Annotated in this window: 24 protein-coding genes and 1 pseudogene; 14 read left to right on the forward strand and 11 right to left on the reverse strand. The window is 60.1% G+C overall.

Annotated features, from left to right (window positions below; all coding sequences use genetic code 11):
* Positions 1-262 precede the first annotated feature (262 nt).
* The 3 genes from LEPTO7104_RS0114460 to LEPTO7104_RS0114475 all read left to right on the forward strand — a co-directional run bounded on the left by LEPTO7104_RS0114460 (position 263) and on the right by LEPTO7104_RS0114475 (position 3,488).
* Entirely contained in the window at positions 263-1,582 is a 1,320-nt protein-coding gene (locus LEPTO7104_RS0114460) for a M16 family metallopeptidase (protein ID WP_017299299.1), read from the forward strand.
* 12 nt (positions 1,583-1,594) lie between these two features.
* Entirely contained in the window at positions 1,595-2,455 is an 861-nt protein-coding gene (locus LEPTO7104_RS0114465; RefSeq protein ID WP_017299300.1) for a fructosamine kinase family protein, read from the forward strand.
* 214 nt (positions 2,456-2,669) lie between these two features.
* Entirely contained in the window at positions 2,670-3,488 is an 819-nt protein-coding gene (locus LEPTO7104_RS0114475) for a mechanosensitive ion channel family protein (RefSeq protein ID WP_017299302.1), read from the forward strand.
* Here the strand turns inward: LEPTO7104_RS0114475 and LEPTO7104_RS0114480 are convergent.
* The 5 genes from LEPTO7104_RS0114480 to trhO form a co-directional block, all read right to left on the reverse strand.
* Entirely contained in the window at positions 3,485-4,498 is a 1,014-nt protein-coding gene (locus LEPTO7104_RS0114480; RefSeq protein ID WP_017299303.1) for a class I SAM-dependent methyltransferase, read from the reverse strand. The genes LEPTO7104_RS0114475 and LEPTO7104_RS0114480 overlap by 4 nt on opposite strands.
* 75 nt (positions 4,499-4,573) lie before the next feature.
* Positions 4,574-5,812, reverse strand: coding sequence for a bifunctional phosphopantothenoylcysteine decarboxylase/phosphopantothenate--cysteine ligase CoaBC (coaBC, locus tag LEPTO7104_RS0114485; RefSeq protein ID WP_026072714.1), 1,239 nt, complete (start codon positions 5,810-5,812; stop codon positions 4,574-4,576).
* A 174-nt stretch (positions 5,813-5,986) separates the two neighbouring features.
* Positions 5,987-6,199, reverse strand: a complete 213-nt coding sequence (gene isiD, locus LEPTO7104_RS0114490) for a protein IsiD (protein WP_026072715.1) — start codon at positions 6,197-6,199, stop codon at positions 5,987-5,989.
* 99 nt (positions 6,200-6,298) lie between these two features.
* On the reverse strand, positions 6,299-6,985 hold the full coding sequence (locus LEPTO7104_RS0114495; RefSeq protein WP_017299306.1) for an alpha/beta hydrolase: 687 nt from the start codon (positions 6,983-6,985) through the stop codon (positions 6,299-6,301).
* A 77-nt stretch (positions 6,986-7,062) separates the two neighbouring features.
* Positions 7,063-7,932 (reverse strand): oxygen-dependent tRNA uridine(34) hydroxylase TrhO, encoded by an 870-nt coding sequence (gene trhO / locus LEPTO7104_RS0114500; RefSeq protein ID WP_017299307.1) that lies wholly within the window; start codon positions 7,930-7,932, stop codon positions 7,063-7,065.
* 36 nt (positions 7,933-7,968) lie between these two features.
* Between trhO and LEPTO7104_RS40135 the strand changes: the two genes are divergently transcribed.
* Both LEPTO7104_RS40135 and LEPTO7104_RS0114505 read left to right on the forward strand, forming a co-directional pair.
* The gene (locus LEPTO7104_RS40135) at positions 7,969-8,172 is read left to right on the forward strand and encodes a hypothetical protein (protein WP_155523642.1); all 204 of its coding nucleotides are present in this window, start codon (positions 7,969-7,971) and stop codon (positions 8,170-8,172) included.
* 195 nt (positions 8,173-8,367) lie between these two features.
* Positions 8,368-9,234, forward strand: a complete 867-nt coding sequence (locus LEPTO7104_RS0114505; RefSeq protein WP_017299308.1) for an NAD(P)-dependent oxidoreductase — start codon at positions 8,368-8,370, stop codon at positions 9,232-9,234.
* 5 nt (positions 9,235-9,239) lie between these two features.
* Here the strand turns inward: LEPTO7104_RS0114505 and LEPTO7104_RS0114510 are convergent, their stop codons facing one another.
* The 3 genes from LEPTO7104_RS0114510 to LEPTO7104_RS0114520 all read right to left on the reverse strand — a co-directional run bounded on the left by LEPTO7104_RS0114510 (position 9,240) and on the right by LEPTO7104_RS0114520 (position 12,082).
* Positions 9,240-10,091, reverse strand: a complete 852-nt coding sequence (locus LEPTO7104_RS0114510) for a histone deacetylase family protein (protein ID WP_017299309.1) — start codon at positions 10,089-10,091, stop codon at positions 9,240-9,242.
* Between the two features lie 97 nt (positions 10,092-10,188).
* Complete coding sequence (locus LEPTO7104_RS0114515; RefSeq protein WP_155523644.1) at positions 10,189-11,007, reverse strand: hypothetical protein; 819 nt, start codon at positions 11,005-11,007, stop codon at positions 10,189-10,191.
* Between the two features lie 139 nt (positions 11,008-11,146).
* Complete coding sequence (locus LEPTO7104_RS0114520; RefSeq protein ID WP_017299311.1) at positions 11,147-12,082, reverse strand: M23 family metallopeptidase; 936 nt, start codon at positions 12,080-12,082, stop codon at positions 11,147-11,149.
* A gap of 344 nt (positions 12,083-12,426) precedes the next feature.
* On the opposite strand from LEPTO7104_RS0114520, the gene LEPTO7104_RS0114525 reads away from it, so the two are divergent.
* Positions 12,427-13,674 (forward strand): HhoA/HhoB/HtrA family serine endopeptidase, encoded by a 1,248-nt coding sequence (locus LEPTO7104_RS0114525; RefSeq protein WP_017299312.1) that lies wholly within the window; start codon positions 12,427-12,429, stop codon positions 13,672-13,674.
* A gap of 101 nt (positions 13,675-13,775) precedes the next feature.
* On the opposite strand, the gene larB is transcribed toward LEPTO7104_RS0114525, so the two are convergent.
* Positions 13,776-14,573 carry a nickel pincer cofactor biosynthesis protein LarB gene (gene larB / locus LEPTO7104_RS0114530; RefSeq protein ID WP_017299313.1) on the reverse strand — a complete coding sequence of 266 codons (798 nt, stop codon included), beginning with the start codon at positions 14,571-14,573 and terminating at the stop codon, positions 13,776-13,778.
* A 363-nt stretch (positions 14,574-14,936) separates the two neighbouring features.
* Here larB and LEPTO7104_RS0114535 point away from each other — a divergent pair, with 363 nt between their 5' ends.
* Positions 14,937-15,323: a hypothetical protein gene (locus tag LEPTO7104_RS0114535; RefSeq protein WP_017299314.1), complete on the forward strand. Its 387-nt coding sequence runs from the start codon at positions 14,937-14,939 to the stop codon at positions 15,321-15,323.
* Positions 15,324-15,463: 140 nt separating this feature from the next.
* Here LEPTO7104_RS0114535 and LEPTO7104_RS0114540 read toward each other — a convergent pair whose 3' ends face one another.
* Entirely contained in the window at positions 15,464-16,405 is a 942-nt protein-coding gene (locus LEPTO7104_RS0114540; protein WP_017299315.1) for a phosphoribulokinase, read from the reverse strand.
* A 171-nt stretch (positions 16,406-16,576) separates the two neighbouring features.
* Here LEPTO7104_RS0114540 and LEPTO7104_RS0114545 point away from each other — a divergent pair, with 171 nt between their 5' ends.
* Positions 16,577-19,189, forward strand: a complete 2,613-nt coding sequence (locus LEPTO7104_RS0114545) for a U32 family peptidase (protein WP_017299316.1) — start codon at positions 16,577-16,579, stop codon at positions 19,187-19,189.
* A 59-nt stretch (positions 19,190-19,248) separates the two neighbouring features.
* Positions 19,249-20,117, forward strand: a pseudogene (locus LEPTO7104_RS39400) (IS5 family transposase).
* A gap of 14 nt (positions 20,118-20,131) precedes the next feature.
* Here the strand turns inward: LEPTO7104_RS39400 and LEPTO7104_RS0114560 are convergent.
* The gene (locus LEPTO7104_RS0114560) at positions 20,132-20,608 is read right to left on the reverse strand and encodes a hypothetical protein (RefSeq protein WP_017299319.1); all 477 of its coding nucleotides are present in this window, start codon (positions 20,606-20,608) and stop codon (positions 20,132-20,134) included.
* A 279-nt stretch (positions 20,609-20,887) separates the two neighbouring features.
* On the opposite strand from LEPTO7104_RS0114560, the gene LEPTO7104_RS0114565 reads away from it, so the two are divergent.
* The 5 genes from LEPTO7104_RS0114565 to LEPTO7104_RS0114585 form a co-directional block, all read left to right on the forward strand.
* Positions 20,888-21,526: a hypothetical protein gene (locus tag LEPTO7104_RS0114565; protein WP_017299320.1), complete on the forward strand. Its 639-nt coding sequence runs from the start codon at positions 20,888-20,890 to the stop codon at positions 21,524-21,526.
* A complete protein-coding gene (locus LEPTO7104_RS33915; protein WP_017299321.1) occupies positions 21,519-23,096 on the forward strand; it encodes an ArnT family glycosyltransferase in 1,578 nt (525 codons plus the stop codon). The genes LEPTO7104_RS0114565 and LEPTO7104_RS33915 overlap by 8 nt, the downstream gene beginning before the upstream one ends.
* Positions 23,097-23,335: 239 nt before the next feature.
* Positions 23,336-24,214 (forward strand): IS982 family transposase, encoded by an 879-nt coding sequence (locus tag LEPTO7104_RS0114575; RefSeq protein WP_017296738.1) that lies wholly within the window; start codon positions 23,336-23,338, stop codon positions 24,212-24,214.
* 181 nt (positions 24,215-24,395) lie between these two features.
* Positions 24,396-24,866: a ribosome maturation factor RimP gene (rimP, locus tag LEPTO7104_RS0114580; protein WP_017299322.1), complete on the forward strand. Its 471-nt coding sequence runs from the start codon at positions 24,396-24,398 to the stop codon at positions 24,864-24,866.
* Positions 24,867-24,935: 69 nt separating this feature from the next.
* Positions 24,936-25,819, forward strand: an 884-nt coding sequence (locus LEPTO7104_RS0114585) for a NusA N-terminal domain-containing protein (RefSeq protein WP_026072718.1), incomplete at its 3' end; no start/stop codon positions are given.

Below are 25,819 nucleotides of genomic sequence, written 5' to 3' on the forward strand. Positions count from 1 at the left end.
AATTTACAATACTTTCGCCAGAATGGGCCATTGAGTTTTGCGATTTTGGCTTTCGCGATTTTATTCAGCCCCCCGAAACCGCTCCTGGCTGTAGTTTGGCCAAATTGTATTGGTTTTGGCCGCTGGGCGGGGCGGGGCGCGAGCAAACGTCGACAGCCTATTGTTCAAGGCAGACTGTTCAGTCCTACGGCTGAGTCGTTAAGATATTCAAAGGTTCGCGCTTTCTCAGCGCTATTGTTTCTTTGGGTTGCAAGTTTCTTCTATGGCTTTGCTCTCAGCGACCGCTGATCTGCCTTCTCGCCTGGTGTCGCCCACTATTCGTCGTCTGCCTAACGGCCTTACGGTCATTGCCGAGCAAATGCCCCTGGAGGTTGTCAACCTGAGCCTTTGGTTACGGGTGGGTTCAGCCGTTGAAGATGACGCCATCAACGGCATGGCTCACTTCCTGGAGCACATGATTTTTAAGGGAACCCAGCAGCTGCGATGCGGCGAATTTGAGCGCCGGGTAGAAGAACGGGGCGCCTTTACCAATGCGGCCACCAGCCAAGATTACACTAAGTACTACATCACCACGGCGCCCCAGGATTTTGTAGCGCTGGCTCCGCTGCAAATTCAGATGGTGATGGCACCCCGGCTCAGTGATGACGATTTTGAACGCGAGCGCCCGGTTATCTTAGAAGAAATTCGCCGTGCCGACGACAACCCTCGCCGCCGCACCTATGCCCGCACTATGGAACTGGCGTTTGAGCGCCTGCCCTACCGTCGCCCTGTGCTGGGCCCAACGGCGGTGGTAGAGACGCTAACCCCAGGGCAAATGCGTGAGTTTCATGGCACCTGGTATCAGCCCCAGAGCATGACGGCGGTGGCGGTGGGCAATCTGCCGGTAGAAACGCTGATGGCCACGGTGGCCGAGGGGTTTGAGCAGGCCATGGCTCAGCGCTCCCCCGCCCCGCATACCCCCGACTCGATCGCTCGGTTTAGATCCCTGGTGCCCGGTGATTTGGAGGCTCCCTTCGAGACCGTAAAGCGGGCTGTACATTGCGATTCCTCCCTGACCCAGGCGCGGCTGGTGATGGCCTGGCGAGTGCCTGGGGTAGCGCAGCTAGAGGACACCTACGGCCTGGATATCCTGGCTTCGATTTTAGGGCGGGGCCTGACCTCGCGGCTGGTGCGCGACCTGCGGGAGGAGCGCAAGCTGGTAACCAGCATTAGCTGTAGCAATATGACCCTGGCCCACCAGGGGGTGTTTATGGTGCTGGCCCAGCTGCCTGTGGAACATCTGGCGGCGGTGGAAGCGGCGATCGCCCAGCACATAGCCACGGTGACCCAGCAGCCGGTGAGTCAGGCGGAGCTGTGCCGGGTGCAGACCCAGGTGGCCAATCGGTTTATCTTTGCCAACGAAACCCCAAGCGATCGGGCTGGTTTGTATGGCTACTACCACACGCTCACGGGCGACATTGCCGAAGGTATCAACTACCCTGCCTACATCCAGAGCCTTGGGGTAGAAGAGGTGCTGCGGGCGGCCCAGAGCCATTTGTCAAGGCATGCCTACGGGGTTGTCACCCTCCAGCCAGCAGCGTAGTTCGAGGGAATTATGTGGACCGCGATCGCCCAGCACATTGGCGCTAAAATCGGCACCAGCTTCGCCATCGCCGACCGGCGATCGGTGGGGGGTGGTTGCATCAACCAGGCCTACCAGGTGAGCGACGGCCATCAGTCGTTTTTTCTCAAGCTCAACCAGGCTTCGCAGGTGGCGATGTTTGAGGCCGAAGCCCTGGGTTTGAAGGAGATGTACGACAGCCAGACGATTCGGGTTCCCAAACCCATCTGCTGGGGAACCGCCGATGGGTCGGCCTACATTGCCCTGGAGTGGCTGGAGCTGGGTGGCGGCGGCGACGCCTGGGGCCGAATGGGGGAAGCCCTGGCCGCTATGCACCGGGTGACCAGCGATCGCGGCTTCGGCTGGCACCAGGGCAACACCATTGGCGCAACGCCGCAGCCCAATCCCTGGACGGCTACCTGGCTGGAGTTCTATCGCGAGCACCGCCTGCGCCACCAGTTTCGCCTGGCCGGTCGTCGGGGCGGGCGTTTTCCGCGCCAGCATGAGCTGCTGATGGCGCTGCCCGATTTGCTGGCGAACCACAACCCAGCTCCGGCCCTGGTCCATGGCGATCTGTGGTCGGGCAACGCGGCGGTGACAACTGGCGGCGAGCCGGTGATTTTAGACCCGGCTACCTACTTCGGCGATCGCGAGGTCGATATCGCCATGACCGAGCTGTTTGGCCGCTTTCCCAGCGCCTTTTATGATGCCTATAACGCGACCTATCCCCTTGCCCCTGGCTACGGACGGCGCAAAACCCTGTATAACCTCTATCACATCCTCAACCACTTCACTCTCTTTGGCGGTAGCTACGAGTCTCAGGCCAACCGCATGATAGATCAGCTGCTGCGGTAGCTGACGGCATAGCTAAAAAAAGTGCTGCCTCCCATGCGCGCTGTGTAAAATCTGCCGCTGGTGGCCAGGGCTAGCCAACCGGCCTCGGCAAAAATCTTGTGAAGGCAGAAAATATGCCCAACGGTAGAGACCAGACCGCCTAAACCTGTGAAAAACCTAGGGGAGTGTATCCAGCGACGGAGCACGACCCAGCGTTTTATCTCGGAGTAAATGCGTGGAAAATTTGACCCAGTGGGCAGCTACGGCCCAAGAACTTGTCACTCGCCTAGGGCTGAACATCATTGCTGCGGCAGTTATTTTTTGGGTTGGCCGGTGGGTAGCGAAGCTAGTAGCTCGCACCACCCGACGCCTGATGTCAAAAAAAGGCGTTGACCCTACCCTGATCAACTTTACCGCCAGCCTGGTTTACTACGCGGGCCTAGCCTTTGTGGTGATTGCAGCCCTCAACCGCCTCGGGGTGCAAACGGCGTCGCTGATAGCAATCTTGGGGGCAGCGGGTTTGGCCATTGGCCTGGCCCTGCAGGGGTCGCTCTCTAACTTTGCGGCCGGGGTGCTGATGCTGATTTTTCGCCCCTTCAAGGTGGGTGACTTTATCGAAGGGGGCGGCACCCTGGGGGCCGTAGAGAGCATTCAGCTGTTTACCACCACCATCATCACCCCCGAAAACGCCATGGTAATTGTGCCGAATTCCAAGCTTGGCGGCGATAACATCACCAACTTTACGGCTCGCCCCATTCGTCGAATAGAGACAATTATTGGGATTAGCTATGGCGACAATATCGAGCAAGCCCGGCAAATTATCCTAGAGGAAATTGCCAAAGACAGCCGGATTTTGAACGAGCCAGCGCCGTCGGTAGGCGTTGCCGAACTGGCCGACAGCAGCGTGAATTTGCAGGTCTGGGTGTGGGCCAGCACCCCAGACTTTTTAGCCGTCAAACTGGCTCTGCCCGAGCGGATTAAGGGCCGATTTGACGCCGAGGGAATTTCCATTCCCTTCCCCCAGCAGGAGGTCTACATGTTTCAGAAAAACTAAGCCTGAACCTGCGTGGCTCTGCCGATAAAGGTGCGATGGCGGGGGCTGTTGAAGGCGACCCTAGGCCGCTCAAACCCCGCTGCTACAAAGGCAGCTTCTAAATCTAGGGTGAAGTAATCATCCAGGTAGGGTTCGGTGCTTTTCAGCAGGGTCAAGACAAAGGGCGGCAGTTTTTCAATCGCTGGCGATCGCGGGTTCATATCCATAATCGCCAGGTGCCCACCGGGGCGCAGCAGCCGACGCGCCTCCCGCAGAATGGCTTGGGAGACCGACTGGGGCAGCTCGTGGAGCACTAAGCAGGCTGACACCAGGTCGTAGGACGCGGCCGGTAGTCCAGTGGCTTCGCCAGCCGCATGGTGCCAGGCAATCGGGAGAGTAGGAGATGCCATCTCGCCATTTTCTCGACGCTCCTGCTGTCGGTACCGGGCCACGGCGAGAAAGTAGGGCGACAGATCGACCCCGGTTAAACGGGCCTGGGGAAAGGTGGTCTGAAAGGCCTCGGTGCTCAGGCCCACCCCGCAGCCGATATCCACAATATCCGCTGGAGGTTGGGGCAGGTGGGCGGTGAGCACATCGTGGTAGCTCTGGCGCAGCCGCTCATCGCCAGCCGCTCCGGCCTCGGGCCAGATTTTGGCATGCACCGCCTGGGAGGCCACTTCTACCTCCATCGCCGGTTTCCAGCCCAAATTGCCTTCGTCGTAGGCGTGAAAGCTGGTGGTGTAGTAGTCGGGATAGATGAGGTTGGGGTTTTGCACCGCGTCCAGATCGGCCTGCCAGAGGGGAGAGAGTGCTCCAGCCTCCTCTGTGGACGGCGACTGGGCAATTTGCCCAGTCGCCGTCCGGCGACTCCGCAACGCCTGAACTCGCTCCCGCCAGGGCACGCCGATGGTTTCGGCCCGAGTGACCATCATGGCGCGGGCGCGGCCCTTGGCAAAGGTCCACAGGGGCTTAATGGCCAGCACCTGGTTAACCACGCTAGAGAGCAGATTGGGCGCGGAGGTAGCAGTCATAGCAGCGGCAATAGAGGTAGAACAGCCCCCATTGTAGGGGTTTGGCGGGGGCTGAAGAAACAGCGTGCAGCGCGATCAGAACCCGGCTCTGAGCAGCGCATCCCAGATCTGGTGGGCTAAATCGAGCTTGGTGCAGGGAGGGATGGTCAGCTTGCCGCCTGCCTTAGTGAGCAGGACGGCCTGGTTGCGATCGCCCCCAAACCCCACCCCCGGCACATCGATCGGGTTCGCCACAATCGCGTCCAATCCCTTGCGCTGGAGTTTTTCGAGGGCGGGCGGAATAATGTCTCCAGTCTGGGCCGCAAAGCCGATCAGCCGCTGGTGGGGCTGCCGTTTTTGGGCCAAATCCGCCACAATATCGGGCACCTGCGCCAGGGGTAAAGAATCCGGTAGATCGGCCTTAGCCAGCTTGGTGGAGGCCTGGGCCACGGGTTTCACATCCGCCACCGCCGCCGCCATCACCACCCAGTTGGCCTGGGGCAGCTGGGTGAGCATGGCCCGATGCATCTCTGCGGCGGTGGTTACGGCGATCGCTTGAATCCCCCCCAGACGCTCCCTGAGAGCGCTTTCCATGGGGCCGTGGACGAGGGTGACGGCAGCGCCCCGGTGGATCGCCGCCTGGGCCAGCGCCACCCCCATTTTGCCGCTGGCGGGGTTGCCGATAAACCGCACCGGATCGAGATATTCCCTGGTGCTGCCGGTGCTGATCAGCAGGGTCTTCCCGTTCAAATCCCGCTGCCCTGCGGTGTGCAGTAGCGAGTAGATGTGGGTGAGAATGTCGTCGGGTTCGGCCATGCGCCCGGTGCCAACGCGATCGCAGGCCAGCACCCCACTGCCCGGATCGATGGCGTGGTATCGCTGATCCTGCAAAAGCTGATGCCAGTTGCGCTGCACGGCCTGCTGCTGCCACATGTCGGTGTTCATGGCCGGGGCCAGCAGCACCGGGCAGGTAGAGGCCAGCACCGTATTGGTCAGCAAGTTGTCGGCCAAACCGTGGGCCAGCTTGGCCAGGGTGTTGGCGCTCAGCGGCGCAATCAGCAGCAGCTCGGCCCACTCGCCCAGCTCAATGTGCAGGGGCCGACCCTGGCTGGCCTGCCAGAAATCCTCATCGGTGTAGGCCGGGTGGCGCGACAGCGTCGCCACCGTCAGCGGCGGAATGAACGCCTGCCCCTGCTGGGTGAGCAGCACCCGCACCGCCACACCCGCCTTGGCCAGCGATGAAATCACAGAACAGACTTTGTAGGCCGCAATGCCGCCGCTGATGCCCAGCAGCACGCGGCGGGGAGATTCCACAGTTGTAGAACTACCTGTCATACAAAATCCTATGTTGCCATCCCCGGCTTTAGATGGGCAAGCGGCGCTTGCCCCTGCGCGCTGTGTCTGTTGGGATGGGCGTTGTTCAAGCCAAATTACACAATAAGCCTTATAGGGGCACAGCAGACTGTGCCCCTATAAGGAGTATCTGGATAAGATTGAAACGCGAGCCGTCTACGACTCGTCGTAGGGCTCCAGGTCGAGCAGGTAGACGTAGGATTCAACCAGCTCGGGTCGCTGAAACGCGATCGCCCGGAGCAGGTGCCAGTCCTGTAGCCCCTCGAAGGCGCTGTCGTAGGAATCGGTCTCTAGACGAGAGGCCAGTTCAGCCACCGTGTCCGGCGTCATGTCTGAAACAGCCTGCTGCGAAACATGTAGGCTCATCATAGTCTTTTCCCCCTTAGCGACATCTGCCCTGCTGCTGCGCGATCGCCCCCTAAAGGGCCGGTCCTAGACCATCGCAGTCTGGGGTCAGTCCACCTTTCTTTATCCTAAGGGGTTGGTCGGGCTATTCTCGGTGCTCTGCCTCAAATCTTCGCAAAACCCGCTAATTAGCCCCATTAGCTGGGGCGGAATTTCATGGCCCATGGCAAGTTCGTGCCAGGTCACGGGCTGCCCGAGGGTTTCCAACGCCCTACGCGCCTGCTGGGCCAGGGCGATCGGCACCACCGGGTCAACGGTGCCGTGGGCCATCATCACCGGGCGCGGGCTGACAGGGGGCTGGGCGTCACTGTGCATGTAGCCGCTGAGAACAATCTGCCCAGCTAGGGGAAGCTGCGGCCCCAAATCCAGCGTCATCGCGCCTCCCTGGGAAAATCCGGCTAAAATCGTGCGGTCCAGGGGAATTTGGGTCATTTTTGGCAAATTCAGCAGCCAGGTTTTCAGCTTTGCTTGACTGGTTTGCAGATCGGCCTGGGCGGCAAAATCGTGGGGACGGCGAAAGTCATACGCCGCCGGGAAGCTGTACCACATCCGCCCCCCCGGTGCCTGGGGGTGGGGCCAGGGCGCGTCGGGAAAGACCATGGAGAAATTCTTCAAATTTAGGTAGGGGGCCAGCCCCACCAGGTCGGCGGCATTGGCTCCCCAGCCGTGGAGTGCCACCAGGCACCAGTCGGCGGTGCCATCGGTGGGTCCGTAGGTGAGCGCTTGCAGGGCTGAGTCGGTAGGTGGCATGAATTTTGGATTGGCGATTTTGGATTTTGGCTGGGGAGGCGGTTTTGGAAGGCTGTGGAGAGAGCAGCCAGAGCAAGCTAGCGATGGCGCTGACGGGCTTCTAGCCGCGATCGCTTCTCTGGAGTCAGCTCAGCATAGCAATGGGGACAGGAAATGCCCGCTTCGTACTCGGGCGCTAGCTGTTCGGCGGGGCTGACGGGGTGGCCGCAGCCCAGGCAGAGGTCGTGGTCGGTAGGCTTGAGGCGGTGGTCTACGGCGACGCGTTCATCGAAGACAAAGCAATCCCCCTGCCACAGGCTGGAGCCCTCCGGTACGGTCTTGAGGTAGTTGAGAATGCCGCCCCTGAGGTGGAAAACTTGCTCAAAACCCTGCTCAAGCATGTAGGCGGTGGCCTTTTCGCAGCGAATGCCGCCCGTGCAGAACATCGCTACTTTTTTATGCTGGGCCGGGCTGAGGTGGGCGGCCACGTAGTCGGGCAGGTCACGAAAGGAGCGGGTTTGGGGATTGACCGCGCCCCTGAAGGTGCCCAACTCCACCTCAAAGTCGTTGCGGGCGTCGATTAGCACCACCTCGGAATCGGCGATGACCTGGTTCCAGTTTTGGGGATCGACGTAGATGCCCACCGGCTGCTGGGCTGGGTTTACCTCGGGCTGACCGAGGGTAACGATCTCTTTTTTTAGCTTCACCTTCATGCGCTCGAAGGGAGCGCTGGTCGCGATCGCCTCCTGGTGGGGAAATGGCCCAATGTCGGGGTGGGCGTGGAACCAGGCCAAAAGCTGATCGATGCTGTTGCGATTGCCTGCCACCGTGGCATTGAGCCCCTCGGTTGCCAGCAGAATAGTACCCCGCAGACCCCACTCCAGGCAGCGCTCCAAAAGCACGACTCGCAGGGCCTCTGGCTCACTCAGCGGCACAAATTTGTAGAAGGTAGCGACAATCCAATCCATAGCTGGTCGATTAATTCCCAATCGATAGCTTAACCTGTGCCGTCTGAGACAGGGCTAGCCGTCAAGGTTGTGAAGCGGCAATCCACCGATAGCGCGATCGCAGCAAAATCCTCCGCTGAGCTGAGTTCCAATCGAGCGGGTCAGCCCTACCGTAGCTATCCGACCTACCGCAATCCACCGCGCTGCATGCCGTTCCTACACGAAAGCATGGGCAAGAGCATCTGTATGACCGACTTTTAAGGCTTTAGGCTAGGGAACGTAGCGCTGACGTTGATGGCAAAGACGAAGGACTGCAACGAAAGCATGGGCAGAAGCAATCGGGACAAGTCTGGAAACGACAATCGCCGAGATGTTTGATGCCTCTTAAGGGCGCAGGTCTGCGTTCCTCCATAGGGCTCTCTCTTGGCTCGGAAATTACTTTGAGGTCATAAATCTATGAAAAATATCGCTGTTTTGGGTCTGGGGGCGATGGGAACGCGCCTGGCCACCAACCTGATCAACGCCGGGTATGCCGTTACCGTCTGGAACCGCTCTCCCGCTCCGGCCCAGGCCATGGCCGACCTGGGTGCCACCGTGGCCCTATCTCCTAGGGCTGCTGCCCAGGGCGCTGATATTGTCATGGCCATGGTGGCCGACAACGACGCCTCTCGGGCCATCTGGCTGGATGCCGAGAGCGGGGCGGTGGAGGGCATGGACCCAGGGGCCGTTGCGGTCGAGTCGAGCACCCTGACGATTCCCTGGGTAAAGGAATTGGCCGCTGCCATGGAGCAGCGCGGCGTTGCTTTTTTAGATGCTCCGGTGGTGGGCTCCCGGCCCCAGGCCGAAGCTGGCAAGCTGATTTATCTGGTCGGTGGCCAGGCCGAAACCCTGCGCAGCGTTGAGGATAGTTTGCGGGCGGCGGGCGGCGGTGCGGTGCATCATGTGGGGCCAGTGGGCCAGGGAATGGCGCTCAAGCTAGCGGTCAATGCCCTGCTGGGTATTCAGGTGGCGGCCCTGGCGGAGCTGCTGGGCCTGCTGGCAAAACAGGGCATCCCTAAAGAGCAGGCCGTGGCTATGCTGGGCGAAATGCCCGTCCTCAGCCCGGCGGCCCGCATGATGGGCAATCTGATCGCTGCCGATGATCACGCTCCCCGGTTTCCCATCGACCTGGTGGAGAAAGATTTTCGCTACGTGCTAGAAACCGCCCAGGCGGCGGGGGCCTCGATTCCAGCAACGGCAGCAGTGCATGCCCTGTACCAGGAGGCGATCGCCCAGGGCTACGGCGGCGACAACATCACCGGCATTGCCCAGTGTCAGGGGTAGTGCCCCTACAACCGCCGCTGCTGAAACACCTCGACGGCGGCCCGGTGCAGCAGGGAATGGCGAAAAATTAAGTCGTCCATCGATTTGCCGTAGCCGCCGCCGATTACGCAGGCGACGGGATAGCCCTCCCGCACGCAGCAGTCGAGCACAAAGCGATCGCGCTCGTAGATCCCCGTATTTGTCAGCGCCAGCTTGCCCAGCAGGTCGTCGCGGTGGGGGTCGGCCCCGGCATCGTAGAGCACCAGGTCGGGGCGCACCTGGGCCAGCAGCGGAGGAACATAGCGGGCCAGGCAGTCCAAATACGCCTGATCTTCCATACCCAGATCGAGGGGTACATCCAGGTCGCTGACCTGCTTACGGGCGGGAAAGTTGTCGTGGCAGTGCATGGAGAAGGTAAACACGCTGGGATCATCCCGAAAAATCCAGGCGGTGCCATCTCCCTGGTGCACGTCTAAATCGAGAATTAGCACTCGATTGACTCGGCCCTGCTGCTGCAGAACGCGGGTGGCGATCGCCAGATCGTTGAAAATGCAAAACCCAGAGCCGTAGTCGGGGAAGGCGTGGTGGGTGCCCCCGGCGGTGTTGCAGGCCAACCCCTGCTCCAGAGCCAGCTTGGCGGTCAGAATGGTGCCCCCCACCGCCGTGCAGGTGCGCTTGACCAGGGCCGCGCTCCAGGGCAGGCCAATGCGGCGCTGGGCCTTAGCATCCAGCGTGCCCTGGCGGTAGGCGTTGACGTAGGCGGAGTGGTGCACAAACTCTAGCCAGCTCTGGGGCGGCTCACCGGGCTGGTAGATCTGGGCCGGGGTAATCACGCCGTCTCGCAGCAGGCGATCGCGCAGCAGCCGAAACTTGGGCATCGGAAAGCGGTGTCCGTCGGGCAGAGGGGCCACATAGTCGGGGTGATAGATAACGGGAAGCTGACTCAAAGCCCCTGGGTTGACAAAACCTGCATGCCTACATAAATGATGACAGCGATCGCCGCTGCCGCACATCCAGGGCGTGGGCCACGCTGCCCTCCGACCAGTCGAGGGCCAGGTCAGCCTCGGGGGGAACCACCGCCGGGTGGCGAGCGGGCGCTGGCCCCGCCGCTGAGAGGTCGGGCTGAGCTGGACGATTGGGCTGGGGTTGGGGCCTAGGCTTGGTTCCGGTGCGGCTGGCCGCAGCGCCCGGGCGAAGTTTTCCCGAACCCACGGGTTGGACGCGGACCGGGGCCTCAGGACCTGGGGCTTCGACGATTCTACCGCCCGGTACGACAACCCCATCGCGCTGGGGGGAGTAGGGAGCAAGGCGCTTGGGGTGGGGGGCAGAGACAGGCTTGGGCCGTTTAGCCACGGGTCGCGGGCGGGGCTTTTGGCGCTTAACGGGCCGGGCTGAGGCTTTAATTTGCTGGGTCAACACAAAACAGCCAAATCCACAGAGACCTACCAGACTGAGCAAACCCCACAGGGCGACGGTGCCCGAGGGGGAGGTATGGCCTGATGCGGCGGGGGCTGGCGATGCTGTGGGGGCCGTAGGGGCATTCTGCGGGGGCGCTTCCATGACCGTGAGCGGTGCTTCAGCGTAGGTCGCACTGTCGGTGGGTTCGCTAAACAGCCCGTGATAGGCGATCGCGGAGGCACACACAAAGGCCAGCCACAGCCCCCCCAGCAAAAACAGAGGGCGATAGGTTAGCAGCTTCGCCCAAAATAGGGCATTGGTCGATATCGAACCCTGCGCCTCGGAAAACGGCTCGGGCGGAGTGGGCAAAGGCGGCCTGGAAAAATGTTGTGCCATAAAGTCACCTGGGGCCATCGGTTAACAAATCTCACCGCTACCAATGCCCCGTTAGGGTCAATTGTAGGTGCTCTTGCCCACTGGCGCCAGCGATGGTCGCTCCAGCGGTGGCATCATACTGCCCAGACCAGGGGTTTTCCTAACGCAGACCCATGGCAGGCACGAAATCCTGGGGATCTTGGGCCACCCAGCCCATCGAGGAGTTGAGCCGCACCTCAAAAAATAAAAACGAGTCGCCATCGGTAGCGGGGGGCGCTACTGGCCCCAGGCGATCGCCCTGGCGCACGGTCTGCCCGGCTTTTACCGCCAGAGTATCCAGGTTGGCGTAGCGGGTTTGTAGCCCCTGGGGGTGGTTGATCACGACCAGGTTGCCGTAGACCGGGTCGCGACCGGCAAAGGCTACGGTGCCAGGCCCTACCGCCAAGACCGGCGTGTTGGCGGGGCTGGCCAGCGCCACGCCAGTATTAAACACCAGCTTGCCCTGGGCCGGGTCGGGCTGCCAGCCGTAGTTGACAATCACCTGCGATCGCTGCGGTAGCGGGTAGCCCTGGAGCGGGCTCGGGCTGGCCGCTGCCGCCGCTGCTGCCGTAGTGCGCACCCCCGGAAACCAGTTCACCCCCGGCACAAAGATGGTCGATGGCACTGCGCTAACGCAGCCGTTGACTTCGAACAACACATCGGCCCGGCTGTTGTAGGCCTGGGCCACCTGCTGCCAGGTTTGACCGGGGGCCACACTGACCCGAATGCCGTTAAAGGGCGGAATCAGCAGCTCTTGCCCAGGCTGAACAGCCCGCCCCTGAACCGCAGGGTTAAGACCCATGATGGTCGCAGGCAGAAGACTGTAGCGCTGGGCAATGGCTTCCAGGGTTTCATTGGGGGCCACCCGATGGCGAGTGAGCCGCGACAGCACCGGCTGAGAGCAGGACGCTGGGCTGGTTTGGGCGATCGCTCCCGAGGGTCCACCGAGCAGAGCCAGCCCTAGCCCGACAATCAGGCTGAACGCCCCTAGCTTCCGCCTGGAATCGGTGGCGGGTTGGCCGGGGGTTCCCCACGACCGCAAATTATCAAACACCATAAAACCTTCGCGCCTCAGCCCTCATCAGCCAGTCCGTTAGTAGTCAACCCAGTGGGCCATCCAATATCCCTCAGGGGGTACAGCCTCTATAATAGGCAAGACAGGCTAAATTGCTCAGAGGGGCTGCCTGGGGTGCCATCTGAGAAGATGCCTGACGGCGATAGAGGAGATCTCCAGAGTTGATCCTGGGGTTTCTGGCTCCTGCATCAAGGGTTATTTCCCGCCAGTGAATATTCGTTAGAGTATGATTTCAAAGGCTGAGCGGCTTCGATCACCCTTGGTGAGCAGGGCGTTTCAACACCTTGAACCGGGTTAGCGCAGGCACAATAGTAGAGGTCATTGGGATGGACTCGTTGCCAAAGCAGGTTTCCCCGTCGGTTGCGTGGGCGGCAGCAGCTCTGGTTGTGGGCGGCGGCATGGGCTGGACAGGCCACTACTACGTCTCGCAGGCAAACCTCGAAGAAGTTACACCAGAGCCTCCCCCCGCCCTGACCACTTCGCTGACCACAGTTGCCGAACCGCCCGCGGCATCCCGGGCCGCTACCCAGACAGGCCCCAGCGACCCAAATTTTATTGCTCTAGCGGTAGAGCAGGTGGGGCCAGCGGTGGTGCGCATTGACGCCGAACGCACTGTACACGGCATGGCCCCCGATGCCTTAAGCAACCCCTTCTTTCGCCGCTTCTTTGATGAGCAGGAACTGCCCCCGTCCAACCTGCCCGATCGCGTAGAGCAGGGCACCGGGTCCGGCTTTATTCTCAGCGCCGACGGCAAAATTTTGACCAATGCCCACGTCGTGGAGGGCACCAAAACCGTCCGGGTCACCCTGCGCGACGGGCGTGGGTTTGAGGGCCAGGTGATGGGGATTGACTCCGTTACCGATGTAGCGGTGGTCAAAATTGACGCCACTGACCTGCCCGTAGTGCATGTGGGCAGCACCCATGCCCTGGCCCCCGGTCAATGGGCGATCGCCATTGGCAACCCCCTGGGCCTCGACAACACCGTCACCGCAGGCATCATCAGCGCCCTGGGCCGCAGTAGCAACCAGGTGGGCATCCCCGACAAGCGCGTGCAGTTCATCCAAACCGATGCTGCCATCAACCCCGGCAACTCGGGCGGCCCCCTGCTCAACGACCAGGGCGAAGTGATCGGCATGAATACCGCCATTCGCGCCGATGCCCAAGGGCTGGGGTTTGCCATCCCCATCGAAACCGCCAAGCGAATTGCCGACCAGCTGTTTGCCACCGGGGAAGTGCAGCATCCCTTCCTGGGCATTCAGATGGTAGAACTGTCCGCTGAGATGGTAGATCGCCTCAACGAAGAACAGCAGCTCAACCTTAAGCTTGAGGATGACGACGAGCCGGGCGTACTGATTGTGGGCGTGCTGTCCGACAGTCCGGCTGGGGCTGCCGGCCTCAAGGTGGGGGATGTCATTCGCGCCATTGAGGGCGACCCGGTAAACACCCCGCCGGACGTGCAGGCAAGGGTTGAGGCTAGCGCCATTGGCGACACCCTCAACCTTGAAATTCACCGCGATGGCCGTGACCAAACCATCGCGGTCAAGCCAGCCGCCATGCCCTCCGATCTCCGCTAGAGCAATGGGTAAACAGGAAGCTTAGCGAGTCTTTTACGTTTTTTGGTGGAGGGCTGATCTCCAATTTTGTCTGCCTCCCCCCGCTGCCATTGGCGTCTTCTCTATTGCCCGGTTCCAGGCCCCAGCTGGGGCGCCAGCCGGGCGCCGGTTCGCAGAATTTGTCCCGCCAGTATGGCCGCCCCAAAGCCATTGTCGATATTGACAACGCCAATACCTGCGGCACAGGAGTTGAGCATGGTGAGCAGGGCCGACAGACCGTTAAAGCTGGCCCCGTAGCCAACGCTGGTGGGCACCGCCACAATGGGGCAGTCGGCCAGACCGGCCACAACGCTGGGCAATGCTCCCTCCATGCCCGCCACCACAATCAGCACATCCACATCGCGAATTAGCTGGCGGTGGCGCAGCAGCCGATGCAGTCCGGCGACCCCCACATCCCACAGGCGCTTGACCCTGAAGCCGCACAGTTCGGCGGTAACGGCGGCTTCTTCGGCCACGGGCAGGTCGGCGGTGCCCGCCGTGAGCACGCCAATAGTGCCGGGATGGTGAGCGGTCCAGTTGAGCGGTACCAGGGCACAGATGCGGGCCATGGCATAGTACAGAGCGGCGGGAATTTGCTGCTGCACCTGGGTGTAGACCTCCGGCTCAATGCGGGTAGCCATCACCACCGGATTGTGCTGGTGCAAACTGTTCATAATCTGGACAATTTGGTGCACGGTTTTGCCCGGCCCCCAGATCACCTCTGGGAACCCGGTGCGCAGGCTGCGGTGGTGGTCGACCTTGGCGAAATCGTCAATGGGTTCAAAGTCGAGGTATTTGAGCTGGTTGAAGGCGGCATCGGGGCTAAGCTGTCCTTGGGAGACAGCGTTTAGCAGCGCGCGCAAGGCATCGGGCTGGGTCACAGAAGGGGTTGGGTTGGGTAATGGGCAGGGCCAGAATTGTCGCAGCAGCCAGCGGCAGACAGGTGATGGCACCAGGAGTTCTACCATGGGTAGCCAAAAATGTCACAGGGTTGACATATCCAGGCTACCTCAGTGACATACTCGACCCGTACATTAATAATCAATCGTTCACTCCTCAACACCCCAAAGCGTCGAAGCTAGTCTTCGGCGCTTTTTTTGTGCCTAAACCCAGGCCAGACATCCGGAAATGGTAAGGGCTATTTGTATTAAGTAGACAGGCCGTGACGCCAAGGCTCGCCACTCTTAGCGGCGGTGCAACTCCAGCGGGGAACGGCATCTGTTGTAGCGTTAACTGTGACTCCTATGAAACGGCATCTATGCGCGATCGCCCTGGCTAGCCTGGGCCTGGTTTCTCTTACTTCGCCTGCCTTCGCCCGCCCTGAAATCGCCAGCGGCGACCAGCTTTTAGATACCGACGTGGCGGGCTGCCTCGCCCGCGCCGATCGCCTGATCGACAACCTGGGGGTTGAGTCTGACCAGGGCGGCATTGACCGCACCGGCTATTTCGAAGACGGCAGCTTTCGGGTGCTGTGCTACGGGGCTGGGGATGCCCAAAGTCTGGCCATTGTCTTTGCTTCCCACGAGCAATCGGCGGAGGTTGCCTCTAATTTTATTCAAATGATGCTGACTGAACTGTCGCGGGATGAGCCGGTTTCGCAGCAGCCCAACCAGTCGGCCTCGCCGCAGTAGGTATCCCTGCAATTTCTTTGGGCAAAAGGAATCTGAGCCAAGCCTGCCTTGAGCATGGTCAAGCCTTTTGCCTCGGGGCTGAATTAGACCGAACATAGGCCCCTAATGGAGAGGCGGGGCGATTTTTGGATTCTGCTGCCCTACTGATAAATGTTGGCGGCCTTGAGCATGTGGAAGGTGATCAGCAGCTGGGTCAGCGCCAGGGGGTAACTTTGCAGAGTTTCGCCCGTGGTGCCGACCACCTTGCCAATGTCGGTGTTGCCCTCAATGCTGCAAAACTTGCCCAGGTAAGGAATTTCGCTGCACAGGGTGCGCTCTAGCTCCTGGACAGGTTGTTCGGTGGCGTGGCCGTCGATTTCGAGCACGTCTACGGGCTTGCCCATGTCGCGATCGAGGCCCAGGCGTACGGCATCGCTGAGGGAGCCGCTCTTGTTATCGCCCAGCAGGTGAGTAAAGTCGGGGTGGGGAATGGTGGGCCGCATGACCAGGCGCACGTTGAGCAGCAGCTCGTTTTCACTTTTTTCGTCGGCGGGCGGATAGAAGCTGACGACTACGTCGGCCCACTGGCGCTGGGGGCGAATAAAGGCCTCGGAGTCGTGTTCGCGGGCTTTGATTTGATCAATCACTTCTTCGGGGGTATAGCCGCGCTTGCGGGTGTCGCGCTTAATCTTCCAGTTGGCGCGCAGGTCTTCGGGCGGGGCCAGGTAAACTTTTACGTCGTAAGCGTCGCGGCAGGCGCGGGTGGAGTAGCCCAGCAGCCCTTCGACAATTACAAAGCGCTTGGGCTCGATGTATTCGGGGGCATCAAACTCGCCGCTGGTGTGGTTGTAGATGGGTTTAAGAATGGGCTGCCCGGTGCGCAGTAGGCCCAGGTGCTGCTGAATAATGTCGATGTAGTTGCAGTCGGGGTGCAGGGCTGAGATGCCCATCTCCTTGCGCTGCTTGCGATCGTAGCGGTGGTAATCGTCCGTACAGATGGTGGTGACCTCATCTTCTCCTAAAATTTGGGCAATACCCCGTGTCAGGGTTGTTTTACCTGCGGCGCTATCGCCCACAATACCGAGGACTACCGGACGACTCATGAATTCCTCCAGGGTTATAGAACCGATGGTTAATTAAACCATTGTAGGAACTAGGGGGATCACTCACCAAACATTTATGGCTCTACGTACAATGGTTGCGTTGGAAGGTCGCGTTGGAAATGTCCGCTGCGCCGTCGGCGAAGTTGGCGAGTTGTCACTGTGTAACGTTCTATGGCTGCCTTAAACCAGGCTGAAAGCGTCGATGGCGCTCAAACTGCGCTGCCGCTGCCCGACCTGCTGGCTCCGGCGGGCAATTGGGACTGCGCTAAGGCAGCGATTGAGAACGGAGCCGATGCGATTTACTTTGGCCTCGATCGCTTCAATGCCCGCATGCGCGCCGAGAACTTCACCGAGGCCGACCTACCCGATCTGATGGCGTTTTTGCACCGCCGGGGGGTCAAAGGCTATGTCACCCTCAATACGCTGGTGTTTCCGGCTGAGCTAAGCGAAGCGGAGCAATACCTTAAAACTGTGATTGCTGCGGGGGTAGATGCCGCAATTGTGCAGGATATTGGCCTCTGTAGGCTAATTCGGCACCTGTCGCCCGATTTTCCTATCCATGGCTCGACGCAAATGACGGTGACCAGCATGGCTGGAGCCGAGTTTGTCCATGCACTGGGGTGCCAACTGGTGGTGCTAGCGCGGGAGTGCTCGATTCACGATCTGACCAAAATTCAGGCTCAGCTGCGCGATCGCAACATCTCCCTACCCCTGGAGGTTTTCGTCCACGGCGCGCTCTGTGTCGCCTACTCGGGCCAGTGCCTCACCAGCGAGGCTCTGGGCGGCAGGTCGGCCAACCGGGGCGAATGTGCCCAGGCCTGCCGCATGCCCTACGACTTAATTGCCGATGGCGAAAAGGTGGACCTGGGCGATCGCGCCTACCTGCTCAGTCCTCAAGATCTCTCTGGCCTGGATGTGCTACCAGACCTCGTGAAAACTGGCGTCAGCTGCCTCAAAATCGAAGGCCGACTCAAATCGCCCGAGTATGTCGCCAACGTCACCCGCGTCTATCGCCAAGCCCTCGATCGCCTAGTTGCTTCCCCATCCTCCCCATCTCCCCATCTTTCCCACCCCCCCTCACCTCAGGAACGCTACCAGCTCGAAATGGCCTTCTCTCGCGGCCTCCACACCGGCTGGTTTGGGGGCATCGACAACCAGGCCTTGGTCCACGCCCGCTTTGGCAAAAAGCGCGGGGTCTACCTGGGCGAGGTCATCCGCGTTACCGAGAACGCAGTTTTTCTAAAGGCCCAGGCGCCGATCAAAGCCGGAGATGGGGTGGTGTTCGATCGCGGCCATCCCGCCGAAAAAGAGCAGGGGGGCCGCATTTACCAGGTGGATGCCCTGGGCCAGGAAACTCGGCTTAGCTTTGGCCGCGACGCCCTGGATTTGGGCCGCATCCATCCCGGCGACAAAATCTGGAAGACCAGTGACCCGGCTTTGGACAAGGAGCTACAGCAGACCTACAGCGGCGAACAGCCCAGGTTCACCCGCCCGATTTCCATCGAGGTGTATGGATCGGTGGGGCAGGCGATGGTGGCGATCGCCCGCGATGCTCAGGGCCACACGACCCAGGCTACGTCTACCATGCCCTTGGTTGCGGCCCACTCCAGGCCGCTGACGGGCGATCGCCTACAGCAGCAGCTCGGTCGTCTGGGCAACACCCCGTTCCATCTGGCCGCCCTCAGCAATCGGCTCCAGGGGAACGTCATGCTCCCCGTCAGTGAGCTAAATCGGCTGCGGCGAGATCTGGTGGAACGGCTGGAGGAAGAGCGCTTGCGACCCCGTCCCTGGCATCTCAAACCCGGTGCCAGCTTGAGCGATATTCTGCCAGCCCCCAAGCCGCTCCCCAGCGAGAATCCAGCTTCCCCATCCCCCCTATCTTCCCCATCTCACCCTTCCCCCATTGCCCCATCTCTGGCTGTGCTCGTGCGCACTCGCCCCCAGCTTGCTGCCGCCACCGCAGCAGACATCGAGACGATTTACTGCGAGTTCGAGAATCCTGCTACCTACCGCGACGCTGTGCGGTGGTTTCGAGGCGATCGGGTCAGCGAGGCCCAGACGATCTGGGTTGCCCCGCCCCGAATTACAAAACCCCTGGAAAACTACATTCTCGATCAGGTAAAGCGGTCTGAGGCCGATGGCTACCTGGTGCGCAACTACGACCATCTGGCCTACTTTGGCGACCAGCGCTGCGTGGGAGATTTCTCGCTCAACGTGGCCAATGCCCTGACGGCGGATTATTTTTTAGGCCGCTGCGGGCTGGAGCGAGTCACCGCTTCCTACGACCTCAATGCCGAGCAGCTGGTCGATCTGCTGCGATCGTCGCCGTCCCAGTGGTTTGAGATTACCCTGCACCAGCACATGCCCATGTTCCACATGGAGCACTGCGTGTTCTGCGCCTTTTTGTCCACCGGCAAAGACTTTCGCGACTGTGGCCGCCCCTGTGAGAGCCAGTCGGTAAAGCTGCGCGACAGGGTGGGCACCGAGCACATTCTGGTGGCCGATGCGGGCTGCCGCAATACGGTATACAACGGCGTCGCCCAAACCGGGGCCGAGTACGCCCAGCGGCTCATGCAGGCTGGGGCGCGGCACTTTCGGCTGGAGTTTTTGGCTGAAAGCCCAGAGCAGGTGGAAAGTGCGATCGCCCAGTACCGCCAGCTTTTAGCCGGAGATATCAGCGGCAGCCAGCTCTGGCGCAATCTCAGCGTGCAGAGCAAGCTAGGCGTTACCCGCGGCCCCCTAGACGTCAAACCCTCTACCAGAGGAGGGTGGGACAAAAGCTAGGGCGTGTTTTAAAACTCTTTGGCAGAATGGAAGTAGTACGAATAAACTCTTGAACTGCGATGATTCTTCCACCTCAACCCGCCCCTCGTCGGGGTGAAATGAGCGAAAACCAATGGAACCAGATTGAACCCCTGCTGCCACCGCAAAAACCTCCCACGGGCTGCCCAGCCAAAGACCATCGCCTGATCATCAATGGCATCCTGTGGATTTTGCGCACGGGTGCGCCATGGCGAGACTTGCCGGAGTGCTATGGGGCTTGGTCAACCGTTGCCGGGCGGTTTTATCACTGGCGCAAGATTGGCCTATGGCAACAGGTGCTCACAGGCCTCCAAGCGAAGGCCGATGCCGAGGGCAAGCTCAATTGGGATATTCATTTTGTCGATGGCAGTGTCATCCGTGCCCACCAGCATGCCGCTGGGGCAAAAAGGGGGACCTAGAGCCCGATTCGGACCTCTCTGCGGTTCAACAGGTGCAAATCCGAGAGGCCTTAGGACGGTCCCAAGGGGGCTTTAGCACCAAACTACATCTGCGCTGCGAGGGAAACGGCTTACCGATGACCTTTCTGCTGACCGTCGGTGAGCGTCATGAGGCGGTCGTGTTTGAACCATTGATGGAGCAAGGCGCGGTGAAACGCCCTCACGGGGGACGACCGCGCTTACGTCCCAAGCGGGTCAGTGGGGATAAAGCTTACAGCAGTGGCTCCATTCGTCGCTATTTGCGACGGCGGGGAATTCGGGTGACCATTCCTCGCAAACGCAATGAACGGCGACGCGGTACCTTTGACAAGGCGCTATACCGCCAGCGCAATCAAGTTGAGCGGTGTTTCAATCACTTGAAGCAGTACCGCCGCATCGCAACTCGCTATGAGAAAAAGGCTGAAAACTACCTGGCCATGCTAACTCTAGCCTCCATCATGATGTGGGCTTAGTTTTAAAACACGCCCTAGTTCAAAAGAGAGTCAATATCCTGATCGCGCAGGTAGCCCACCAGCATGGGGCTAACCCCCGACACCAGGGTAATAAACACCACGATGATCAGCTGTCCGGCGCTGAGACTGCCCAGCAGATCGGGCAGGGCCACACTGTTGCTCGACTGCTGGGCGCCGATAAACCAGGCGTTGCAGGTCAGCGATGTCCACAGGTCAACCACTACGGCTAGCAGCCACACCAGGCGCAGCCCCAGCAGGGCCAGTCCAGAGGCACTGTAGCGCTGGCGGCGTCGCCAGATGGGTCGAGTCGAAAAGTTAAAGGCCACCACAATCAGCGTGCCGATTACCGCCAGGCAGATGGCGACCAGATTCCGGCTGTCTAAAATCAGCAAAATGCCCAGCAGAGTGGTCACTAAATCCCACACGGTGCTGAGCTGTAGAGCCGCCATGAGCACCAGCTTGCGCAGACTGGCCGGCTGAGACTGATGCATACTGCCATATCCCCTAATAAAACTTAGCCGTAACCAAGAACCTTGATTTTTTGATTTGACAAAGCACTAGAGCGTCGCTGGCTCTGCACTTTAGCCAGATATTGCCACTTATACTCCTACTCTAGGCTCGCAGGCTGCCTGGCATCGCCAAAGGATAGGTTTCTTCCAGATTTGTCGCGGATGTTTAAAGTCAGCCCCTGGGCTGCGGCCCAATTCCCCTCGCCAGGTTCGATAAAATGCAGGGAACACTGACATGACCCCGTACTCTCGGTACCCAGCATGGCGATTAAACCCATCCAGTACGAAGCGCTGCTCTCGGTCTGCACCGACCACGAGGGAGCCTTAGAACTGCTCAAGCGCCATCGTCCCTACCTGGAAGCTGTGCCCAGCATGCGACGCCCCGAAGAAAGTCTAATTACCCTGCCGCTGCCCAATGTGCGCGTGCGCGATGCGGTGCATCTGAACCCCCACGGGGCTGGCATGCCGCCGGGCGCAGTTGTCACTTTGCCCTGCGATGTCGCCCTGCTCATGTGTGACCCCGAGTGGAAGATCAAAACCGGGGTCGAAATTTTTGTCTACATTCACCGTCCCCAGGAAGACTTTTCGGGGCTGCTGATGCGCTGGCGGCATACGCAAATTTTGATCGATCGCGGCTATGAGTGGCTGCTGCCCCAAAAGTACCAGCACCTGCTCAGCGATGGCACCGACAGGAGCCATCCGCTCTTTGTCGTGTTTCAGGAAACACCCAGGCACATTCTCCAGGGTTTGCAGGGGGCGGGCCTGCCCACGGTGGTGCTTCCCTTTGGGGCCGAGGCCGAGGCCGCTGCCGGGGAGGAAGCACCCAGCGGGCTCGAAATCGGCGACATTCCGGAGCTAGACGACATTGACACCAGCGCCTTAGAATCACCCGATGAGTAAGCGCTGGGATCTCTTTCAGTCTCCGGCCTGGTCCTGGGGCCGCTGGTTTCTGCTGGGCTTTCTGGCCCTGCGGCTGATCTTTTGGCTGACGGCCTTTCCCAACCCCGACGAAGCCTACTACTGGCTTTGGGGGCAGCATCCCGGCTTTTCCTACTACGACCACCCGCCTTTTCACGCCTGGGTGCAGGGGATCTTCTCGCTGCTCGGGCGATCTGCTCTGGTGTTGCGGCTGCCCAACCTGATCAGCAGCGGCGTTTTAGGGGTCACTTTTTACCACATTTGCCGCTATCTCTACGGCGATCAGGCCCGCGATCGCTTCTGGCTGGTCGTGCTGCTGGCGGCCTCGTCGCCGCTGTTGTTTTGGTATCTGGGCCTGGCCTGGCACGACCACTGGCTGGTGACCTTTGCGGTGGCTAGCAGTTTTTTGTTCGTCCGCTACGTGGATGCGGCGGTTGAAAATTCTGGCGGTGGCCCCAGCCGCGATCTCTACGGCGCAGCGGTTTGCCTGGGCCTGGCGGGGTTGTGCAAGTACAACGCGGTGTTTGTCGGACTCAGCTTTTTAGTCCTGGTCTTGGCAGATGGGCGCAGGCGAGGGGTGCTGCGCGATCGCCGCCTCTACCTGGCCCTGGGCCTGCTGGTGCTGGTGCTCTCGCCGATTTTGATCTGGAATATCCAGCACGACTTTTTTTCGTTTCGGTTTTACCGCGATCGCACCGCTGGCGGCGGTTTCAGCCTCAACCTGCTGCAGTCGCTGGTCTTTCTCGCGCTGTGCGGCCTCACCCTTGGACCTATCCAGGCTTGGAGCATTGGCCGACTGCTGGGAAAACGCGGTCAGACAGCCATGGTTCGCCAATCTTGCTATCCGGCTCTGGCCCTGGGGTTGTTTGGCCTCTCTACGCTCGCGTTTACAGCGCTGTCTGCCGTCTCGGTGGCCCTGTTCTACTGGAATATCTTGGCCTACCCGCTGCTGCTGCCGCTGCTGAGCGACCAGTTTTATCGCGCTCAGTCGGCTAAGCCTGCGCGGGCGGGGCAGCTGGCGATCGCCCAAGGGCTGGGGCTGTTTGCCGCCGCTGCCCTGGTGGGCTACTACACCGTCATGCCCTTTAGTGTCCTGTTTGGGGCCGCCGACCCCGATGGCGCGGCTCTCTTTGGCTGGCCCCAGGTGGCCCAGGCGGTCACCGTCCAGGCGGCAACATTGGACGATCCCCTGCTGCTCACCACCGACTACCGCTCGGCCTCGGCCCTGGCCTACACCCTCGACAACCCCGACGTGCTGGCCCTCTCGGGTCGCCTCGACCAGTTCGATTTTTGGTACAATGCCCCCGCCCTTGAGGGCCGCGATGCCGTGCTGCTGGGTGAAACCTGGCACCCCATCTGCCCCACCCATCTGGCTATGTTCGACCGAGTGGACCCGCCCGAAACCATCACAGTTCGCCGCTTTGGCCGGGTGCTGCAAACCTACCAAATTGTCCGTGGCTACGGCTTTAGCGCCGGGCCAGAGGGCTATCCGCTCAGTTCAGACTATCCTCTGGCGTTTACCAGCAATGGGGAGCAGTGCCTGGCAGAATAGCCAGGGAGACCATTGCCCTGGCTGGTTGTCTAGGCTTGCGGGGCGCCTCGGGGAGATGCTAACTAACCTGAGTTCGGGATAAGGAAAGGAGGGGCTCTGTAAGCTGATATAGCTGTAGCCAGTCTGGTTAAGACATGTCTCCTATGACCGTTCAAACGTTTGAACGGTCATAGGGTTCCTGGATGTCCTAACCAACGTGACTATGGCTATATCACGTAAATGATTCAGCAGGCCCCCCTATGGATAGTCTAGAAGAGCTGTTTTGCCACATTGATGATTTCTGCTGTCAGTTCGAGCCGAAATGGCACCAGATGCTGCTGGGTGAAGGCGTTCAACACCGTCAGCGCCAGCGATCGCTGAGCTTAAGCGAGGTGATGACAATCTTGGTGTGCTTCCACCAGCAGCACTATCGCAACTTCAAGGCGTTCTACAACAAGCATGTCTGCGTGCACTGGCGAGAGGCCTTTCCTGGCCTGGTCAGCTATCACCGCTTTGTGGAGTGGATGCCGTCGGCTCTGCTGCCCTTATGCGTGTACCTGAAGCACTGTTTTGGCGCTTGTAGCGGCATCAGCTTTATCGATAGCAGCAGCCTCAAGGTGTGCCACAACCGTCGGATTCGACGCCACAAGGTGTTTCGCGGCCTGGCGGCTCGGGGCAAAACCTCAGTTGACTGGTTCTTTGGCTTCAAGCTCCACCTGGTGGTTAATGACCAAGGGGAGTTGCTCAACATCCAAATCACGCCGGGCAATACCGACGACCGCAAGCCCGCCTGTGACTTGCTTCAAGGCCTCTATGGCAAGGTCTTTGCTGACCGGGGCTATGTCTCCAAAGCACTGGCAGAACGCCTCTTTGAGACCTGTGGCATCGAGTTCTTTGCCAAACCCAGGCGCAACATGACAAACCACTTGATGCGGCTCACCGACAAGTTACTGGCCCGCAAGCGCGCCATTGTCGAAACCGTCATTGACCAGCTCAAGAACATCTCCCAGATTGAGCATTCCAGGCATCGCAGCCCTACCAACTTCATGGTCAATGTCATCTGTGGCTTGATTGCCTACTGCCATCAGCCCAAGAAGCCTTCCCTCAATCTTGACTTCGCTCTTCCTCCATCGGCTTAACCCGAACTCAGGTTACCTACGTCGCGGCCTCAGGGCGATCGCCGCTGGCCTCTGTCCCATTGCCGTCACAATCCGCTAGAATAGTGATGCTCAAGCCCCCCGGGTTTGGGTTCCTTTAGCAGAAATGTTTTGGGAGGTGGGTCGAGGCCCACTTTTTTATTGGCATTCTTTCACGCACCAGATGGTACATCCCCTTATTCCCCAGGTGCTCGAGCTGGCGGCCCCCGTTGCCCAAGAGCTAGGGCTAGAAGTGGTTGAAGCGGTTTTTCACACCAATCAGGCTCCTCCAGTTCTGCGGATTGACGTGCGCAGTCTCGAAAACGAAGACACTGGCTTAGATGACTGTGAAAAAATGAGCCAGGCCCTAGAGGCCGTGCTCGATACCACCGACATCATTCCCGACACCTACGTGCTGGAGGTGTCGAGTCCGGGGGTATCTGCCGCCCTCGAAACCGATCGCGACTTTGTAGTGTTTAAAGGGTTCATGGTCGAGGTTGCCTTGACTGAGGCACACAAAGGCAAACGGCAGTGGGTAGGCCAACTCGTCCGCCGTGACGATGACGCCATCGTGCTCAGCCAAAAAGGAAAATCCATCGCTCTACCCCGCGACCTGGTGATGACCGTAGAGTTGAGCGATCAAAGCCCCGACTAAGCGGGCCTGCCGCATTCGCGTTCAGTTCATGAAATTGACACAGTTTTATTGCCCATAGGTGAGTAGGTTATGTCGCTAGTAAGTCTGCCAAATTTGCAGGAGATGATCGATGTCATTAGCCGCGAGCGCAATCTGCCCAAGCACGCGGTGGAAAATGCCCTGCGAGAAGCCCTGCTAAAGGGATACGAGCGCTACCGCCGCACCCGCGAAATCGACACCCATTTCGACGAAGAGTATTTTGACAACTTCGATATCGAGCTAGACGTAGACGACTACGATGACCAGGGCTTTCGGGTGCTGGCCACCAAAACCATCGTCGATGAAGTCACCAGCCAGGACCACGAAATTGCCCTGGCCGAGGTGCGCGAAGTTGCCCCCGAAGCCCAGGCCGGTGACACCGTGGTGCTCGACGTCACCCCCGATCAGCGCGACTTTGGCCGCATGGCCGCGATTCAGACCAAACAGGTGCTGGCCCAAAAGCTGCGCGACCAGCAGCGCAAGCTGGTTCAAGAAGAATTTCAGGACCTGGAGGGCAGCATTCTCTCAGCGCGGGTGCTGCGGTTTGAGCGCCAGTCAGTCATTATGGCTGTGGTCAGTGGCGTCGGTCAGCCCGAGGTCGAAGCCGAACTGCTCAAGCGCGATCAGCTACCCAACGACAACTATCGGGCCAACGCCACCTTCCGCGTAGCGCTCAAAAAGGTATCCGAAGGCTCTCACCGAGGACCGCAGCTGCTAGTGTCGCGGGCCGACGCAGCCCTGGTTGTGGAGCTATTCACCAACGAAGTGCCCGAAATTGAAGACGAGATTGTGCGCATCGTGGCCGTAGCCCGTGAGGCTAACCCACCTTCCCGTTCCGTGGGTCCCCGCACTAAAATAGCCGTAGACACCCTAGAGCGCGATGTGGATCCTGTGGGAGCGTGCATCGGTGCGCGGGGATCTCGTATCCAGGTGGT

This window comes from Nodosilinea nodulosa PCC 7104, from assembly GCF_000309385.1.
GTDB classification, from domain to species: domain Bacteria; phylum Cyanobacteriota; class Cyanobacteriia; order Phormidesmidales; family Phormidesmidaceae; genus Nodosilinea; species Nodosilinea nodulosa.